This window comes from Vicinamibacterales bacterium, assembly GCA_035699745.1.
Taxonomy (GTDB): Bacteria; Acidobacteriota; Vicinamibacteria; order Vicinamibacterales; family 2-12-FULL-66-21; genus JAICSD01.
The window spans coordinates 163,419-182,705 of the sequence record DASSPH010000069.1 but is presented as its reverse complement, the minus strand read 5'-3'; the positions used below and the strand labels follow the sequence as shown (position 1 = coordinate 182,705).

At 69.8% G+C, this 19,287-nt stretch carries 4 protein-coding genes; 2 read left to right on the top strand and 2 right to left on the bottom strand.

Annotation, left to right across the window (positions count from 1 at the left end; genetic code table 11):
• The first annotated feature begins 2 nt into the window (after positions 1-2).
• Together VFK57_16125 and VFK57_16120 are read left to right on the top strand one after the other, a co-directional pair.
• Positions 3-15,815, top strand: coding sequence for a PKD domain-containing protein (locus tag VFK57_16125; protein ID HET7697241.1), 15,813 nt, complete (start codon positions 3-5; stop codon positions 15,813-15,815).
• A 99-nt stretch (positions 15,816-15,914) separates the two neighbouring features.
• Positions 15,915-17,054, top strand: a complete 1,140-nt coding sequence (locus VFK57_16120; protein ID HET7697240.1) for a helix-turn-helix transcriptional regulator — start codon at positions 15,915-15,917, stop codon at positions 17,052-17,054.
• 82 nt (positions 17,055-17,136) lie between these two features.
• Here the strand turns inward: VFK57_16120 and VFK57_16115 are convergent, their stop codons facing one another.
• Together VFK57_16115 and VFK57_16110 are read right to left on the bottom strand one after the other, a co-directional pair.
• Positions 17,137-18,240, bottom strand: a complete 1,104-nt coding sequence (locus VFK57_16115) for an aminotransferase class I/II-fold pyridoxal phosphate-dependent enzyme (GenBank protein ID HET7697239.1) — start codon at positions 18,238-18,240, stop codon at positions 17,137-17,139.
• A 57-nt stretch (positions 18,241-18,297) separates the two neighbouring features.
• Positions 18,298-19,248 (bottom strand): threonine/serine dehydratase, encoded by a 951-nt coding sequence (locus tag VFK57_16110; GenBank protein ID HET7697238.1) that lies wholly within the window; start codon positions 19,246-19,248, stop codon positions 18,298-18,300.
• Positions 19,249-19,287 lie beyond the last annotated feature (39 nt).

Here is a 19,287-nt window from a genome sequence, read left to right as displayed (position 1 = left end):
CCATGCGCCGGACCGCCATCGTCGGGTTCCTCTTCGCGCTGATCGTGCTCGGGTCCCGTCCCGACGCGGCGTTCGTGCCCAACCCGCGCACGCCTGACAGCGCGGCGGCGGCCCGGCGCGCGGAGGCTGCCCGCATCCGGTCGCAGGCGCCCTCCATGCCGCGCATGGTGGTGCCGCGTCCGCCGGCGGCGAGGGCGATGGCGATGGCCGCGCCGGCGGCGCCGATGCAGGCGCCGGTCGGACGCGGCGCGACGGCCACGGCGCTGAGCGTGACGCCGAACCCGGCTGGCGTCGCGGCCCCGGTCACGCTGACGGCGGCGGTGTCGGTTGTGCCTCCGGCGAGCGGCACGCCCACCGGCCTGGTGCGCTTCCGATCGAACGGGGTGGTCATCGGATCGGCGCCGCTGGCGCCGAGCGGACTGGCGGTGTTCAGCACCGGTCTGGTGACGCCCGGCGCCACCAGCCTGAGTGCCAGCTACGCCGGCGACACTTCGTTCGCGCCGAGCACGTCCGATCCGGTTCCGCACGTGACCAACACTGCAGCGGCATCGACGATCACCGCGATCCTGACCTCGCCGTCGTCGTCTGCCGCCGGTGCGCCGGTGACGGTCGTGGCGATCGTCATCCCGCTGGGCGCGGGCGCGCCCACCGGGCTCGTGGAGTTTCGCGACGGCGGGACGCCGATCGGCACGAGCGCGCTCGCGACGTTCAGCGGCCTCCAGGTCGCCTTCACCAGCATCACGCCGGGCACGGCCGGCCCGCGCACGCTGACGGCGCATTACAACGGTGACGCGACGTTCGCGGGGAGTGTGTCGCCGCCGGCGATTCACACGGTCTACAACGGCGCGGCGCCGTCGGCCACCACGACGACGCTGGCGGCCAGTCCGACGTCTTCGCTCGTCGGCGCGCCGGTGACGTTGACCGCCACGGTCGCGCGTGCCGCGGGAGGCACAGCCACCGGGACGGTGGATTTCTACGCCCACGGCGCGCTGCTCGGCAGCCAGGCGCTCGCGGCGAGCGCCGGCGGCGCGCAGGCGACGCTCACCGTGTCGAACCTGCCGAAGGGCATGGCGCTCCTGACGGCGGCGTATCGCGGCAACGCGACGTCCGCTTCCAGCGCGACGCTCATTCCACTGTTCCAGTGCGTCGACTGCGCGGCCGCGAACGCGACGCCGCTCGCGGAAGCGGGCCAGGTTCAGGTCGTCACACCCGGCGCGACCGTGCAACTCGACGGCACCGCGTCGGCCGATCTGGAAGGGGCGCCGCTGACCTATACGTGGACCAACGTCGCGACCGCGCCGTTCACCCCGGCGACGCTGTCCAACACCAACAGCGCGCGGCCGACGTTCGTGGCCGCCGTGCCCGAGGCGATCTACGCGTTCGATCTCGTCGTCAGCGACGGATCGCTCAGCAGTCCCGCGGACCGCGTCTACGTACTTTCCACGGCCACCTACGTGAACGCCGCCCCGATCGCGCAGGCCGGTCCGGACCAGTTCCTGACCGCGCAGCAGCCGGTCACGTTGTCGGGCACGGGCTCGTTCGATCCTGACGGGCTGCCGGCGCCGCTGACCTACCGCTGGATCAGGCGCTCCGCGCCGGCGGGAACGACGGCGGAGCTGTCGAATCCGACCTCCGCCACCCCGAGCTTCTACCTCGATCTCGAGGGGCGTTACGAGTTCGAGCTGGTGGTGTTCGACGGCGCGACGTTGAGCGCGGCGGATCGAGTGGTCGTGGCGACCAACCATCAGCCGGTTGCGCGCGCCGGCGAAGACCAGGAACGCACCGTCGGCTCGACCGCGCAACTCTCCGGCGCCGGATCGACGGACGAAGACGGCCAGCGGCTCACGTATCAGTGGACGCTCGTGTCGCTCCCCGCGGGAAGCAACGCCGCGCTGACGAGCACGACCGCGGTGCGCCCGTCGCTCTCGCTGGACCTGCCCGGCAATTACGTGGTCCGCCTGATCGTCCACGACGGCATCGATCCGAGCGAGCCCGACACGATGACGATCTCCACCGGCGATCTTCCGCCGGTTGCGGATCCCGGTCCGGCGCGCGGGGTGCCCGGCGGCACGCCCACCAGCGGTGCGCTCGCGGACGATCGTCCGGTGATCACTGCCGGGGTCGGCCAGACGGTGCACCTGGACGGCACGGCGTCGTTCGACCCGAACTTCCAGCTCGACGCCGCGCTCACTTACCAGTGGACGCTGGTGTCGCGCCCGGCGGGCAGCGCCGCGGCGCTCGCCGCGCCGACGTCGACGCGTCCGACGTTCGTCGCCGACGCCGCCGGCGATTACGTCGTCCGCCTGGTCGTCACCTCCGGCGCGCTGTCGAGCGCGCCGCGGGAGATCCGCATCACCACCGGCAACAGCCGGCCGGTTGCGGACGCCGGTCCGGCGCAAACGGTGGCCGCGGGCAGCACCGTGACGCTCGATGCCACACGCTCGTCCGACGTCAACGGGGATCCGCTGTCGTATCGCTGGACGTTCGTGACGACGCCTGCCGGCAGCGCCGCCGCCATCAGCGGCGACTCGCTGCCGCGCGCGAGCTTCATCGCCGACGTGCCGGGCGTGTACGTCGCGCAGGTTCTCGTGAGCGACGGCGGCTTCCTCGATCCCGCGACGGTGCTGATCACGACGGCGAACGTGGCGCCGATCGGCCGCGCCGGAGCGGACCAGGCAGTGCCGAATCCGTCGGCGGTGTCGCTCGACGCCAACGCGTCCACCGATGCGAACTTCGATCCGCTGACCTTCCGCTGGCTGTTGACGCGGAAGCCGGCCGGCAGCGCGGCCGTGCTCAGCGGCGCGGCCACCGCTCTTCCCTCGTTCTCCGTCGACGTCGCCGGCGACTACGTTGCGCAACTGCGCGTGGCCGACGCGGATCGCTACGGCGACGTCGACACGATGCTCGTCACGACCGGCAACGCCGCCCCGGTGGCGAATGCGGGCGGCGATCGGAACGTGGCCGCGGGCGGACTGGTGTCCCTCGACGGCACGAACTCCAGCGACGCCAACGGCGCGCCGCTCGCGTATGCGTGGTCGATCCTGTATCGGCCGTCAGGCAGCACGGCGACGTTGTCCAACCCGGCCGATGCCGAACCGGGCTTCGTTGCCGATCTGCCCGGGACTTATGTCGTGCAGCTCATCACGTCGGACGGCACGCTGCGCAGCGCGCCGGACACGGCCGTGGTCACGACCGTCGCGCCCCCCGTCGCCGTGGCGGTTGCACCCGCCGCCGCATACACAGGCACGTCCGTGCCGCTCGACGGCAGCGCCTCGAGCGATCCGCAACTGCTGCCGCTGACCTATCTGTGGAGCTTCGGCTCGCGGCCGGCAGGCAGCGTCGCGTCGATCGAGAATCCGCTCGCCCCGATCACCGCGTTCACGGCCGATCTCGCCGGCACCTACGTCGTGTGCCTCGTCGTCAGCAATGGCGCGGTGGCGTCGGCGGCGGACTGCGAGACGGTCGCCGTCACGGCGGCGCCGGCGCTGACGCTGTCGCCGTCGGTGGTGAGCCTGGCGCTGAACGAGTCGGCGTCGATGACGGTGACGCTGAATCAGCCGGCCGGACCGTCGGGTCTCGAGGTGTCGCTGGTCGCGAACGGCGAGATTCCGGTCGTAGTCCCGACGAGCGTAACGGTGCTCGCGGGTCAGACGTCCGCGGCCTTCAACGTGACCTCCGGCGCATCGGACGGCACCGTCACGATCACGGCGACCGCGCCGGGCTTTGCGGGCGACCTCGCGCACGTGAACGTGAGTGTCAGCGGCATCACGATCACGCTCGGCGCCGGGCTCGTGGTGGCGCCGCAGCAGATCCGCGATCTGTCGCTGACATTGTCGGAACCCGCGCCCCCAGGCGGCGTGCTCATCACGTTGACGAGCAGCAATCCGGCCGTCGCGACGGTAACGCCCAGCATCTTCGTGCCCGAAGGGGCCGACGTGCCGATGACCAATCCGCAGGTCGTTGGTCTCGCGTACGGGATGACGGAGATCACCGCGTCCGCGACGGATTTCGCCGGTGACGCGGAAGTCGTCGCCGTCGCGCGCTCGATCTATCTGTCTCCCTCCACGTCGAACGTCGTGGTGGGCGGCACCGGCAACCTGCTGCTGCAGGCTTCGGCGCCGGCGCCGGCGGGGGGGCTTGGCTTCAATGTCAACGTCGATACCGGCGGCGTGCTTGCTTTGCCGAGCGTTGTCACGATTCCGGAGAATCAGCTGACCGCGCCGATCGCGGTCACGGGCCAGACGCTCGGCTCTACGGTGGTCACCGTGACGCCGGCCGACGCGTCGGATACGAGCAGTGCGTCCGCAGCGGTGAACGTCACCCCGGCGCAGCCGATCAATCTGCAGAGCGTTGCCGTTGGATTCCAGCTGCAAACCTGGGTCTCGGGGTCCCTGGGCGCACCGGCGCCGGCAGGCGGTCGTACCGTCACCATCACGAGTGGCAACACGAATCTGGTCTGGCTCGCGACGGCCGACGGTTCCGCCAACGCGGCAAGTATTCAACTCTTCGTGCCCGCTGGCACAACGCAGATTCCGAGCTTTCTGGTGCGCGGCGACGACGAGTCCGGTTCCGTCGTGTTGACCGCGTCGTCACCGGGGCTGCCCGATGGGACCAGCACGGTGACGCTGGCGCCTTCTGGCCTGGTGTTTGGAACCGGGAATTTCGTCACCGGTCTGTTTTCGCCGAACACCGTCGTCACGGTTCATCACGCTCGGCTCGACCCGGTGAGCTTGATACCGATCGAACGCCAGCTTCTGGCGGGCGGGATAAAGGTCGCTGGCCTTGCGATTCAGAATTCGAACCCGGCCGTGGGCGTGCTCGGTACGCCGTCATTCGATTTTGCCCAGAGGTTCTGGAGTGTGTCCTTCGATGCGCTCGCCGCAGGGACGACGCAGCTGAGCCTTCCCCAGGATCCCGCCCCGGCCACGGGTACCCAGATCACCATCACCGTCGCCGCGCCCATGACGTTCTCGGCTCCGACGCTGACCGTCGGCCGCAACCTGCAGGCTCCTGCTTCGGTGAATCTCGGGTCGCCGGCGCCGGCAGGCAACCTCCCGGTCACGATCACCAGCGCCGACCCCTCGAAGGTGCTGCTGTCGAAGACGGCCGCGGGTGCAGGCTCCGCCTCGATCAGCCTCATCGTCCCCGCCGGCTCGACGAACACGCCGCAGTTCTTCGTGCAGGCGCTCGATGAGAGCGGCACCGTCGCGGTGAACGCGGCGGCCGCCAACTTCGAACCCGGATCGCTGGCCGTCACGCTCGCGCCGTCCGGCGTGGTGTTCGTGACGCAGAGCTTCACGACCCATCCAGCGTCGCCGAACACGACGCTGACCCTCGGTACGGCGTACCTGGAACCCGGAACGCTCGAGTACGTGCCGGGCGCGTTCGGCTGCGATCGCTGTCAGGCCGTGCGCGGCGGTCTCGCCTCCTTCCAGGTGACGGTGGTGAGCTCGGACAATCCGATCGGGTCGGTGCCGAATCCCGCAACGTTCAACGCGGGCAGCGCGACCGCGACGACGGAATTCGATCCGCATGCCACCGGGAGCGTGACGCTGTCGGTCGTGACCCCGGTGGCGCCCGCGGGCTTCTCCACGCCCGCCAACGGCGCGGCGATCCAGGCGAGCATCACGCCGGCGACGGCGACGCTCGCCGCGAGCGCATTGCTGATCGGCAAGAACCTGCAATCGTCGAACGCGGTCAGCCTTGGCGAGCCGGCGCCGGCCGGCAACCTGCTCGTCACGATCCAGAGCAGCGATCCATCCAAGGTGCTGCTCTCCACCACGCCGACGTCGCCGGCGATGGACACGATCACCGTCACCGCGCCGGCGGGGCAGTCCAGCGCGCCGCCCTTCTACGTCCACGGCCTCGCCGAGACCGGCACCGTCACGGTGAATCTCACCGCGCCGGGCTATGTGAGCGGCTCGTTCGACGTGACGCTGAAGCCGTCCGGCTTCATCTTCCGCACCGGAAGCTTCTCGACCAGCACGCTCTCGCCCGATACGCCGCTGGAGATCCGCGCGGTCTGGCTCGACGAGGGAACACTCGAGTACCCGGCGGATCCGTTCTGCACGCGCTGCCAGGCGCTGGCGACCGGCGTGACGGCGGAGGTCAGCGTCACGAGTTTACCGACGACGGTCGGAACGATAACGACCAGTCCGGTGACCATCGCTCCGGCCACCGGCACGGGTACGACGGCGTTCCACCCCCTCAGCGGCGGCACGGCGACGCTGTCGCTCGGCACGCCGTCCGGATTCTTCACTCCGTCCACGTTCCGCGAGATTACGGCCTCTGTCGGCAATCCGCCGCTCTCGATCGCGGACATGACGGTGGGTAAGGATCTGCAGGCGGTTTCCGTCGTGAACCTCGGCGCGCCCGCCGAGGCGGGCGGCGCCGCGATCACCGTCTCGACGCTCGATCCGAACGTGCTGCTGTCGACCACTCCGACCGCGGCCGGATCGTCGAGCATCGTCCTGAACGCAGCCGCCGGTGCGACGCAGTCTCCCGCCTTCTACGTGCACGCGCTCACCGCCAGCGGTGCGGCGCAGATTGGCGCGACCGCCAGCGGCTTCTCGCCGGCCTCCGCGACGGTGTCGTTCCGGCCCTCAGGGATCGTCTTCGTGTCGAGCGACTTCGTGACGGGCGCGCTCTCGCCGAACACGGCCGTCACAGTGCGCTCGGTGTGGCTCGATGCGCTGTCGCTGACCTGGACGCCCGATCCCCAGTGCAGCGCGTGTCAGGCGGTGCGCGGCGGGATCGCGGCGCTGCCGGTGACGATCACCAGTTCCGATCCGTCGGTCGGCACGGTGACCGGCGCGATCTTCTCCGGCGGTGACGCGACGGCGACCGCCGTGTTCGATCCGCAGGCGAACGGCACGACGTCGTTGAGCATCGTGGCGCCGGACGGCTTCAGCGCCTCCGGCAACTACTCGTCGATCGTTGCCACCGTGCAGCCGGCGTTGAACCTCGGCTCCGCGATCGTCGGCCGGGATCTCCAGGCCGCTGCCGGCGGGTTCGTCACCGTTCCGGCTCCCGTGGGGAATCTGCTCGTCACCCTGCAGTCGAGCGACCCGTCGAAGCTGCTCCTCGCGACGAGTCCCACCGCGGCCGGGCAGCCGTCGATCGTCGTGTCCATTCCGGCCGGATCCGGCTCCTTCGGCTATTTCGTGCAGGCGTTGACCGGCACCGGGTCCGCGCAGGTGCTCGCGAGCGCGCCCGGGCACAGCGACGGCCAGGCCGTGATGACGTTCGCGCCGTCCGGATTCGCGCTCGAGGCGGCCGACTTCACGATCGCGCCGGATGCGCCCAACGCGTCTCTGCTGATCCGATCGGTACGGCTCGATCCGGATTTCTTCAACTACATCACCGACCCGTCGTGCAGCGCCTGCCAGGCGGTGCGGCCGGGCATCGACGTCACCGTGGACGTGACCAGCTCGAACCCGGCCGTCGGTTCCATCGTCGGCACCGCGCAGTTCACCGCCGGCGTCGGTTCGCAGGCCGTCCAGTTCGATCCCCACACCGTCGGAACCACGACAGTGGCGCTCGCTACGCCGCCGCCGGCGCCGTTCTCGACGCCGAGCAACCTCCAGTCGATCGAAGTCACGGTGGCCGTGCCGCCGCCGTCGATCACGGTCCAGGCGGTGACTCTCGGCAAGAACCTGCAGACATCGCTGAGCGGCTCGCTCGGCGCGCCGGCGCCCGCCGGCAACCTCGAGGTCACCATCACCAGCGCCGATCCGGACAAGGTGCTCTTGGCGGCATCACCCACGACGGTGGGCGCCAGCAGCATCATCGTCACCGTTCCTGCCGGGTCGTCGACGCTGCCGGCGTTCTACGCGCAGGCGCTGAGTGACACCGGCACGGTGCAACTGACCGCCAGCGCGGCCGGCTTCATGACCGGCAACTCGCTCGTGACGCTGTGGCCGTCCGGCTTCGTGATCCTGACCTCGGACTTCACGACCTCGCCGACCGCCGTGCCAACCGAGATCCAGGTTCGGCCGGTGCGAATCGATCCCACCTTCCACAACTTCTCGTGGGATCAGAGCTGCTCGTCGTGTCAGAACCTCCGCGCCGGGTTCACGGCGGACGTGCCGGTCGCCAGCGCGGACGACGGCGTCGGGACGATTACGGTGAGTCCGCTGAGTTTCACGGGCAACGACGGCGTCAAATCGACCGGCTTCGACGGTGTGGCCGCGGGAACCGTGGCGATCTCGCTGTCGGCCGTGGCAGGGTTCGAGACACCGAGCAACCTCCAGTCAATCCAGGCAACGGTGACCAACTCCTACGTGGCGTTTGCCGGCGTCACCGGCGCGCCCACTGCGTTGCTCGGCAAGAACCTGCAGACGCCGGTGACCGGCTCGCTCGGCCAGCCGGCGCCGGCAGGCAACCTCGAGATCACCATCGCCAGCGCGGATCCATCGAAGGTCCTGCTGTCGGCCTCTCCAAATCTGCCGGGAGCCGGCAGCGTGATCGTGAGCGTTCCCGCCGGCTCCTCGACGGTGCCGACGATCTACGCGCAGGGACTGGACGCCGCCGGGACCGTCGCGCTGACGGCGACGGCGCCCGGCTACGTCGGGAATCCGTTCACGCTCACGCTGGCGCCGTCCGGCTTCGCGTTCATGACGATCGGGGTCACAGGCAACGATACCCAGGACTTCACGACGACCTCCTCGTCGGCAGACACGCTGCTGGCGATTCAGCCGGTCCGTCTCGAGCCCGGCACGCTGAACCTGCCGCCGTGGGCGTTCTCCCTCTGCTACAACATCTGTCAGCAGGTCCGGCCGGGAATCACGGCCAGCGTCGCGGTGACCAGCTCCAACACCGCGGTCGGGACGATCACGAACAGTCCTCTCACCTTCGATCACACGGTCGCGAGCGGCCTGAGCGCCGTCTTCGATCCGGCGAGCGCCGGCGCTACCACGCTGACGGTCGTCGCGCCCGCCGGCTTCTCTCAGCCGAGCAGCCAGGCGAGTCTCGTGGCCACGGTGACGCCGCCGCCGCTGACGATCTCGCCGCGAACCATCGGACAGAACCTGCAGGTCCCGGTCAGCGTCAACCTGGGCGCTCCGGCCCCGGCCGGGAATCTCGACGTGACGATCAGCAGCGCCGATCCATCGAAGGTGCTGCTGTCGGCGAGCGGAGGCGCGGGATCCCCCAGCATTACGGTGACGGTGCCGGCGGGACAGACGTCGTCGGCGTCGTTCTACGTGCAGGCGCTCGCCTACACGGGCGCGTTCGACATCACGGCGTCGGCGCCGGGATACGGTTCGGGAACGGCGGCGATGACGCTGACGCCGAGCGGGTTCGTGATCGCTCACATCTACTGGTGCCTGTGGTGCGGCAGCCAGGAGATCCAGACGACCGCGGGAGCGTCGAACACCGGGTTCTACCTCGCGTCGATGCGCCTGGATCCCGCCACCGGCAATCCCATCGAGGCGCAGAACGTCCGCGGCGGACTGACCGTCGACGTGACGGTCAGCACCACACCCACGGGTGTCGGCACCATCGTCCCGACGCCCGTCACGGTGACGGGAGGCACTGCGTTCAGTGCGGGAGTGGTCGGGATCGAGTTCGATCCTGCAGCCGCCGGGACGACATTGATTGAAGTCGTGACCCCGCCCGGGTTCTCTGCGTCGAACGGTAACCGCACCATGCAGGCGACGGTGACCAACGCGGCACTGTCGTTGTCCGCTCAGTCGATCGGCAAGAACCTGCAGGTCCCGGTGACGGTGTCGCTCGGCGAGCCCGCCCCGGCAGGCGGACTCGACGTGACGATCGGCAGCGCAGACGCGTCGAAGCTGATCGTCTCGGCGGATCCCGCGGCGCAGGGAGCGGTGTCAGCACTGGTGCACGCGGACGCGGGCCAGACCTCGGTGACGGTGTACGCCCAGGCGCTGAGCGACGCCGGCTCGGTGGTCCTGACCGCGACCGCACCGGGCCGCACGTCGGGCACCGGCACCATGACGCTGGCCCCCGCGGGCTTCATCATCACGCACCAGTATTGGTGCGTCAGCTGCGTCCCGCAGACCTTCAGCACGACCACGGGCGCGGCGAACACGCAGCTCTATGTCGTCGCCGGGCGTCTGAACGCGGGCACCGGCAACTTCGAGGTGTCGCAGAACGTCCGCGGCGGCCTGTCGGTCGACGTGACGGTCTCGAGCACGTCGAATGCGATCGCGGTCGTGCCGCCGACGGTGACGTTCACCGGCGGTATCGCCTTCGGCTCGAGTGTGGCCTCGATCCAGGCGGATCCGATGAACGGCGGCACGGCGGTTCTCGAGGTCGTCACCCCTGACGGCTTTGCCGCCTCGAACGATCTCCGGCAGATGACGGCCACGGTCGCGGGGCCGGCGCTGTCGGTGGGGGACACCGCGATCGGCAAGGATCTGCAATCGGCAGTGAACGTCGGGCTGCAGGAGCCGGCGCCGGCCGGCGGCGTCGACGTCACCCTCGAGAGCGCAGACGCCTCGAAGGTGCTGATCTCCGGCGCCGGCACCACGGCGGGAGCCGCTTCCGCTTCCGTGCACGTGCCCGCCGGCTCGAGTACCGCGACGTTCTACGTCCAGGCGCTCGCGTCGAGCGGAACCGTGGCGCTGACCGCGTCCGCTGCCGGATTCACCGCGGGCGGCGGCAGCGTCACGCTGCAGCCGTCAGGCTTCGTCATCGCGCAGATGTCGTGGTGCATCCCCTGCTTCGGGGTGACTTTCAACACCACCACCGGTTCTCCCAATACACCGCTCGACGTGGTGTCGGCCCGGCTGCTGCCCGGTACGCTGGCGTTCGACACGCTGCAGCCGGTGCGCGGCGGGCTGACGGTGAACGTCGACGTCCAGAGCAGCGCCACGAACGTCGGGACGCTGACGCCGGCGACCGTGACCTTCACGGGCGGCGTGTCGGTGGCCGCGACGGCATTCGATCCGGCCAACCCGGGCGTCGCGGTCATCGAGCCGGTGCCGCCGTCCGGATTCTCGTCGCCGAGTACGTTCCGTCAACTGACGGCCAACGTCGCCGCGCCGGGGATCGTGCTGGCGGTCAATACCGTCGGCAAGGATCTCCAGACATCGGCCAGCGGCACGCTCGGGGCGCCGGCCCCTGAAGGCGGGGACCTGCTGGTGACGATCGCCAGCGCGGACCCCGCCCGGCTCCGGGTCGCGGCGTTGCCGACCGACGTCGGCGGGCCCAGCATCGTGCTGCCGGTTCCGGCCGGAACGCAGAACCTGCCGACGTTCTACGTGCAGGCGCTGGACGAGGCCGGCTCCGTGGACGTGACCGCCTCGGCAACCGGCTACACGCAGGGCACGGCGCCGGTGCCGCTCGCGCGGTCCGGGTTCGTGAGCCTCACGCCCGGCGGCAACTTCACGACGACCACGCTCGCGTCGCCGACCACCATCGCGATCTACTCGGCAGCGCTCAACCCGGCGCTGCAGTACCTCTCGGCGCAGCCGGTCCGGCCCGGCGTGACCGTGCAGGTCGCGGTCACGGCGGAAGATTCCACCGGCTCGGGCGTCGGGACGATCGTCGGCAGCCCGGTGACGTTCACCGGCAACCAGGGCGTGCAGCCCGTGTCGTTCGATCCCGCCGCGGTGGGCAGCTCGATCGTCACCGTCGTCCCCCCGGCGGGTTTCTCGCCGCCGAGCAACTTCACCGTCTTCACCGCCACGGTGAACGCGCCGGCGATGTTCGTCGGCGACGCGCTGCTCGGCAAGGACCTTCAGACGGCGATGGCGGGCTCGCTGGCCGAAACCTCGCCGGCTGACGTCACGTTCACGATCACCAGCAGCGACCCGTCCAAGGTGCTGTTGTCGGCGCTGCCGACGGCCGCGGGGTCGGCAGCGATCGGGATCACCGCCACTGGACCGACCAGCGTCATCCCGGCGTTCTTCGTGCAGGGTCTGGCGGATTCCGGCACGGTGACGCTGAACGTCACCGCGCCGGGCTTCGCGCCGGCGACCGCGCAGGTGACGCTGACGCCGTCCGGCTTCCTCATCTCGTCCCCCGCCGACTTCACCACGCAGGGCAACGCGCCGGGCACCGAGTTGCAGATCGCGTCGGCGCGGCTCGCACCGGGCACGCTGGCGTATCAGGTGGGACAGCCGCTGCGTCCCGGCGCCGCGGCCTCGGTGAACGTGACCAGTTCGGCGCCGGCCGTTGGCACGATCACGCTGAGCCCGGTGACGTTCAGCGGGAACCAGGGGGTGCGGTCGACGTTCTTCGATCCGCAGCCGGTGGCGAGCGACGGGACTGCGACGGTGCAGATCTCGACGCCGCCTGGGTTCTCCACGCCGTCACAGTACCAGTCAGTACAGGTGACCGTTCAGGCAGTGCCGATCGATTCGAATGCGACCAGCAGCTACGCGCAGTGGCTGCTCGGCGCGCCGGCGGCGCCGAACGTGGCGAACTTCGATTCGTTCGCGGCGGGGACGATCCTCACCGGCAACGAGTACGCATCGATCGGCCTGACGATCGTGCAGCGCGACGGGCAGCCGATGCTCGTCCAGACTCCCAGCTCGCCGTACCTGGAACCCAACCTGAACTCGCAGCCCAACGGGCTCACGTCGTCCGGTATTCCGGCGTATCTCGGTGACAATTCCGAGAACTACGACTTCGTGTTCTCGCATGCCGTCCTGTCGGCGGGACTCTGGATCGGGAATCTCGATCTCGGCGCGCCGGCGGTGGTCGTTCAGTTCCTCGACAGCGCGAACGACGTGATTCAGAGTTATGCCGCGACGGCCTCGGATGCCAACCTGATACAGGGGCCGGGCGGTGTGTACGACAACCGGCTGTTCGTCGGGGTCAACGCGACCGTGCCGATTGCGAGGATTCGGGTCTTCAATCCGTCGGGGGACGGCGACGGCCTGGTCTTCGATGACATTACGTTCAGCGGCACGTTCAGCACGCTCGCGCTGACGCCCGGATCGTCGTCTGTCGCCGTCGGTGCGACGTCGCCGCTCGAGGTCTCGATCGCGCAGGCACTGCCGTCCGATCTGACGGTGGCGCTGGTGAGTTCCGATCCGGCGTCCGCGTCCGTGCCGGCCTCCGTCGTCATTCCTGCGGGGGCGACGAGCGCATCGTTCGCCGTCACCGGGACTGCCGCCGGCGGCGCGCTCGTCACCGCGTCCGCGCCCGGCGCCGCGCCGGCGAAAGCGGTGATCGCGGTCGGGGGGAATGTCGTCGAGTGGATTTCGAATACGTCCGGCGTGTGGAGCCAGGGGGCCAACTGGAGCACCGGCGCGCCTCCGGGGCCGGCGGATGTCGTGCGTATCGACAGGCCGGGGAGCATCACGGTCTTTGTCGACACGGTGGCCGCGGTGCGTGCGCTCTTCGCGTCCGACGCCGTCACCGTGGCCTCGGCCTTCAGCGTCGCGAACGCGGCGGCATTCGACGGCGGCCTCAACCTTCAGGCAGCGCTGCAGGGCGCCGGACGCGCATCGGTGCGCGGGATGTCGACATGGGCGAGCGGCACCGTGGCGCTCGCCGGCGGCCTCGACGTCGAAGCGGGGCAGACGCTGTCGATCACCCTGGCGAACGAACATCGCGTGCAAGGGAGTGCGCTGCGCAACCGCGGCACGGTCGTGTTCGCCGCCGGCACCGTCACGGCGACTCTCAACGGCACGATTCTGAACGACGCCGGCGGGTTGTGGGTGGTCCAGGGAGACCGGCAGATCGGGTCTGATTTCAACGGCGGCACCAACACGTTCACCAACGCGGGCACGCTGCGGCGGACCAGCGGCATCGGCACGCTGACGCTGGGCGGCGGCCTGATCACGTTCATCAACACGGGCACGATCGAGATTCAGACCGGCACGGTGAACGCCGCGGTGTCGACGCTCTCGAGCGGTCACTTGAGCGTGTCGGCGGGTGCGGAGATCCCGTTGTCGAACTTCACGCTCCAGCCGGGGTCGACGTTCAGCGGCGCCGGGGTGTTGAAACTGAACGGGAACACGACCGTCACCGGGAATCTCACGGTTCCGGTCGCGGTCGAGATGACCGGCAACGTGGGAGGCAGCGGCGCGATCAGCATGACGGCGCCGATGACGTGGATCAGCGGTGTGATGTCAGTGGCCGGCGGGCTCGACATCGAGGCCGGCCGGACGCTGACGATCAGCGGGGCCAACGAGCACCGCCTGCTGTCGAGCGCGCTGCGCAACCGCGGCACGGTCGTGTTCTCCGGCGGCACCGTCACGGCGACGGTCAACGGGAGCGTCCTCAACGACGCCGGCGCGCTGTGGCTGATCCAGGGCGATCGGCAGATCGCGTCCGACTTCAGCGGCGGCACCAACACGTTCACCAACGCCGGCACGCTGCGGCGGACCAGCGGCATCGGCACGCTGACGTTCGGCGGTGGCCTGATCACGTTCGCCAATACGGGCACGATCGAAATTCAGAGCGGTACGGTGAACGCCGCCGTTCCGATGAACACCAGCGGCCACTTGAGCGTGTCGGCGGGTGCGGAGATCCCGTTGTCGAACTTCACGCTCCAGGCGGGATCGACGTTCAGCGGCGCCGGGATGCTGAAGCTGAATGGGAATACGACCGTCACCGGGAAGCTCACGGTTCCGGTCGCGGTCGAGATGACCGGCAACGTGGGGGGCAGCGGCGGGCTCGGCATGACGGCGCCGATGACGTGGATCAGCGGCGTGTTGTCGCTGGCCGGCGGCCTGGACATCGAGGCAGGGCAGACGCTGAACATTCAGGGAGCCAACGAGCACCGCGTGCTGTCGAGCGCGCTGCGCAACCGCGGCACGGTCGTGTTCTCCGGCGGCACCGTCACGGCGACGGTCAACGGGACCGTCCTCAACGACGCCGGCGCGTTGTGGGAGGTCCAGGGGGATCGGCAGATCGCGTCCGACTTCAGCGGCGGCACCAACACGTTCACCAACGCCGGCACGCTGCGGCGGACCAGCGGCATCGGCACGCTGACGTTCGGCGGCGGTCTGATCACGTTCATCAACACCGGCACGATGGAGATCCAGACCGGCACCGTGAACGCCGCCGTCGCGTTCAACACGAGCGGTCACGTGAGCGTGTCGCCGGGCGCGGAGATCCCGTTGTCGAACTTCACGCTCCAGGCGGGATCGACGTTCGGCGGCGCCGGCATGTTGAAGTTCAACGGCACGACCACCGTCACCGCAGATCTCACCGTGCCGGTCGCGCTCGAGATGACCGGCAACGTCGGGGGAACCGGGCGAATCACGATGACCGCGCCGATGTGGTGGATCAGCGGCACCATGTCGCTGGAGGGCGGACTCGACATCGAGGCGGGCCAGACGCTGAGCGTTCAGGGAGCGAACGACCATCGGGTGTACTCCAGCACGCTGCGCAACCGCGGCACGGTGATGTTCGGCGGCGGGACGATGTCGGCGATCCTCAATGGCACGATCCTGAACGAGACCGGCGGCATCTTCGACGCGTTGGGAACACGGCAGATCGCGTCCGATTTCTCCGGCGGGACGAACACCTTCCTCAACGCGGGGCTGCTGCGGAACTCGGGGCCCTTCGGAACCCTGACGATCGGCGGCGGGCAGATCGGGTTCGTCAACAGCGGCACGATCAGCCAGCGCATCGCCGGCACCGGGGCCTCCGATCATGACTTCATCAACGTCACCGGCCAGATGACGTTCGGGGGCACGTACGCCGTCTTTCTGGTCGCCGGCTTCACGCCGGCGGTGAACGACGTCTTCACGATGTTCACCTACGGTTCGCGGACCGGCACGTTCAGCGTGGTGAACGGCAACGGGCATGCGTGGGTGCCCTGTTACGGCGCGGCGTCGTTGTTGCTCGGCGATCCGGCGAATGCCGGATTCTGCGCCGGACCGTAAATAGGGACGGAAGTAAGGTCGCGCGCTTGCGGCGGCGTCGGCGCGCGACTAAGATGCTGCCCTCGTCACACGCAGCATCAGCGGATCCGGAGGGCGCACGTGTCTTCGTATGAAGCCGTCCTCGACCTCGTCGATCGCATCTACGCCGCCGCCGAGGCGCCGGCTCTGTGGGCGGAGGCGCTCGATCGGATTGCCGACGCTACGGGGTCGGCGGCCAGCATCCTGTACCGCAACATGGATGCGCGCGAAGGCGGCGTCGACGTCGCGGTCCGGGTGTCGCCGGACGCCGCGCGGGCCTACCAGCAGTACTTCCACAAGCTGGATCCGTGGGGGAACAGTCCGCGCGCCGCGACGCTGGTGAAGTCGGGCGCGGTGGTGGACGGCGACGAGCTGATCGCGCGCTCCGAGCTCTACGCCACCGAGTATTACAACGACTTCGCCCGTCCGAACGGCCTCACCCGCGTGCTGACCGGCATCATCTCGCGCGACGGTCCGTTCGCCTCGGTGATTTCGCTGATCCGAGACGATGGGGGCGGGGAGCACGGCGTCGAGGACCGGCGGCTGCTGTGTGCGGTGATGCCGCACCTGACGCGCGCGGTGCAGATCCACCGCCGGTTGTTGCCGGTGAGCGTCCTCGACGGCGCCGCCGTCGACGCGCTCGACTGTCTGGCGTCGGGGGTGGCGCTGCTCGACGGCAGCGGCCGGACGATCTTCCTGAATCGTGCCGCGGAGCGGCTGCTGCGGCAGCGCGACGGCCTGTCGATCGAGCACGGCTGTCTGGTCGCGTCCGTCCAGCAGGAGCGCGACGCGCTTCGCGGGCTGATTGCCCAGGCGGCGCAGACCACGGCCGGCGCGAGGTTGCATGCCGGCGGGGCGCTGGCCGTGTCGCGGCCGTCGATGGCGCGTCCCTACGCCGTGCTCGTCACCCCGCTCGGCCGGCGGCACACCTCGCTGCACGGGCTGGAGGCGGCGGTGGCGGTGTTCATGTCCGACCCCGACGACCGCGGCGTCAGCGAGGTCAACCCGCTGGTGCGGCTGTTCCGTCTCACGCCGGCGGAAGCGCGCCTGGCGGCGGGGATCGCGACCGGCGCGCCGCTGATGGACGTGGCCGACGCGCTGGGGATTGGGCGCGAGACCGCCCGCACGCAGCTGCGTTCGGTGTTCGCCAAGACCGGGACCACCCGCCAGGCCGAACTGGTCCGCATCATCGCCCGCGCGTGCCCGCTGATCCCGAGCTGAAAGGGGACTGTCCCCGTTTTCCCGGCCGAAAAACCAGCATATCTGACGGAAAAAGTGCTGGGAAAACGGGGACAGTCCCCTTTCAGAGCTCGAGGCCGATGCGGCGCAGGCCTTCGCGCAGGTACGGCTCGGCGCCGCCCAGCCAGATGCGCAGATGCCCTTCGATCCCGACGTGCGTCCCGGGCACGACCAGCGTGTTCTGCCGGACGCGGATCCGTTCGGCAAGCGACAGGCTCGGCGTGTCCGACCCGTACTTCATCAGCGCGATCGCCCCGGCCACCGGCTCGGTCCACGTCAGACGCCCGCCGAAGCCGCGCGCCCACTCGCGCGCGATCGGCAGGTTGTGGCGCAGGATCGCGCCCGTCCTGGCGTAGCAGCGCTCGCGGTTGGACGCCTCCACCGCGATCCGGGCGAGACGATCGGACAGCTTGTTCGGACCGATGGTGAGGTAGTCGTGCTGGCTCCAGCAGTCGGCGACGAGATCGCGCGGCCCGGCGATCCAGCCGATGCGCACGCCGGGAATGCCGTACGCCTTCGACAGCCCGCTCGTCACGATCACCCGTTCGCTCATCCCCCAGAAGCTCGGCGTGCGCGGACCGTCCACCTCCGCGCCGAGATACACCTCGTCGGCAAGCAGCCAGGTGCCCGTCTGCTCGCAGCGATCGACCATCCGCCGCATCGCCGCCGGCGAGAGCACCGAGCCGGTGGGATTGTTCGGGTTCGACAGATAGAGCAGCCGCGTCCCAGCCGTCACCGCGCGCTCGAACTCGTCCCAGTCCGGCTCCCACCCGGCGTCGGGTCGCAGCCGGAACGGCTTCACCTCGGCGCCGAGACTCCGCGCGACGCCCCACATCTGCATGTAGTTCGGCACCTGCATGGCGACGGCGTCGCCGGCCCGAAGCTGGCTGAGCGCGATCAGGTAGTTCGCTTCGGACGTGCCGTTGGTGACTTCCACCTGATCGACGGTGGCGCCCGGATAGAGCGCCGCGATGCGCTCGCGCAGCTCGATCGTGCCGTTCGACTGGCTGTAGCCGAGCGGCTGGTCGAGGAACGCTTCGAGATCGAAGCCCATCGCCGTCAGCTCGCGCAGCGTCAGCGGCCGCACGCCGCTCTCGCTCATGTCGTAGTCCACGAGGTTCTCCCACGTGGACTGCATCCGCTCCATTTCGAACACGGGAAGCTTCATGGGTGATCGGGTGATCGGGTGATCGGGTGATCGGGTGATCGGGTGATCGGGTGATCGTCACAAATACCTGGCGAGATCGCCGGGATCGAGATTGCCTCCGCTCACGATGGCGACCACGGGTCCGGGATAGGCGGCCGAGTCCTTCAGCGCCGCCGCGACCGTAGCCGCGCCGCTCGGCTCGGCGACGATCTTCGCGCGGGTGAACAGCCAGCGCACCGCCGCCGCGATCTCGCTGTCGTCCACGGTGTCGATGCGATCGACGAAGGTGCGCACGTGGGCAAAGTTCAAGTCGCCGGGGCGCGCCGCCATCAGGCCGTCGGCGATGCTGGACGAGCCCTCGAGCGTGCGCACTTCCCCGGCTTCGATCGATCGCTTCATCCCGGCTGCGCCGGACGGCTCGACGCCGATGACCTGCACGCCGGGATGCGACTGCTTGATCGCCGCCGAGACACCGGAGACCAGCCCGCCGCCGCCGATCGGCGCCAGCACGGTGCCGACGCCGGGAAGCTGCTCGAGAATCTCCAGCCCCAGCGTGCCCTGCCCGGCGATGATCCATTCATGATCGAACGGCGGCACCATCGTCAGGCCGCGTTCGCTGGCCAGCGCTTCCGCGCGCGCGCGGCGGTGCAGCGACGTCGTCCCCTCGAACACCACTTCGGCGCCGAAGGCGCGGGCGCCGTCCACCTTGATCTGCGGTGCCGTCGTCGGCATGACCACGACGGCGGGCGTGTGCATGTCGCGCGCCGCGAGCGCGACCGCCTGGCCGTGGTTGCCGGACGAATAGGTGATGACGCCGCGGCGCCGCTGCTCGTCCGTGAGCTGCGCGACCATGTTGTAGGCGCCGCGGATCTTGAACGCGCCGCCGGGCTGCAGGCTCTCGCACTTGAGCCAGAGCGGACGGCCGGCGAGCCGCGAGACGTCGAGCAGCGGCGTGACCACGGCGATGCGGCGGATGCGCTCGCGCGCGGCGCGGATCTCGTCGAGCGTGACGACCTGAGTCGCGGGCATGGGAGCGCGCGATTGTACTACCAGCCGAGGTACGGACGT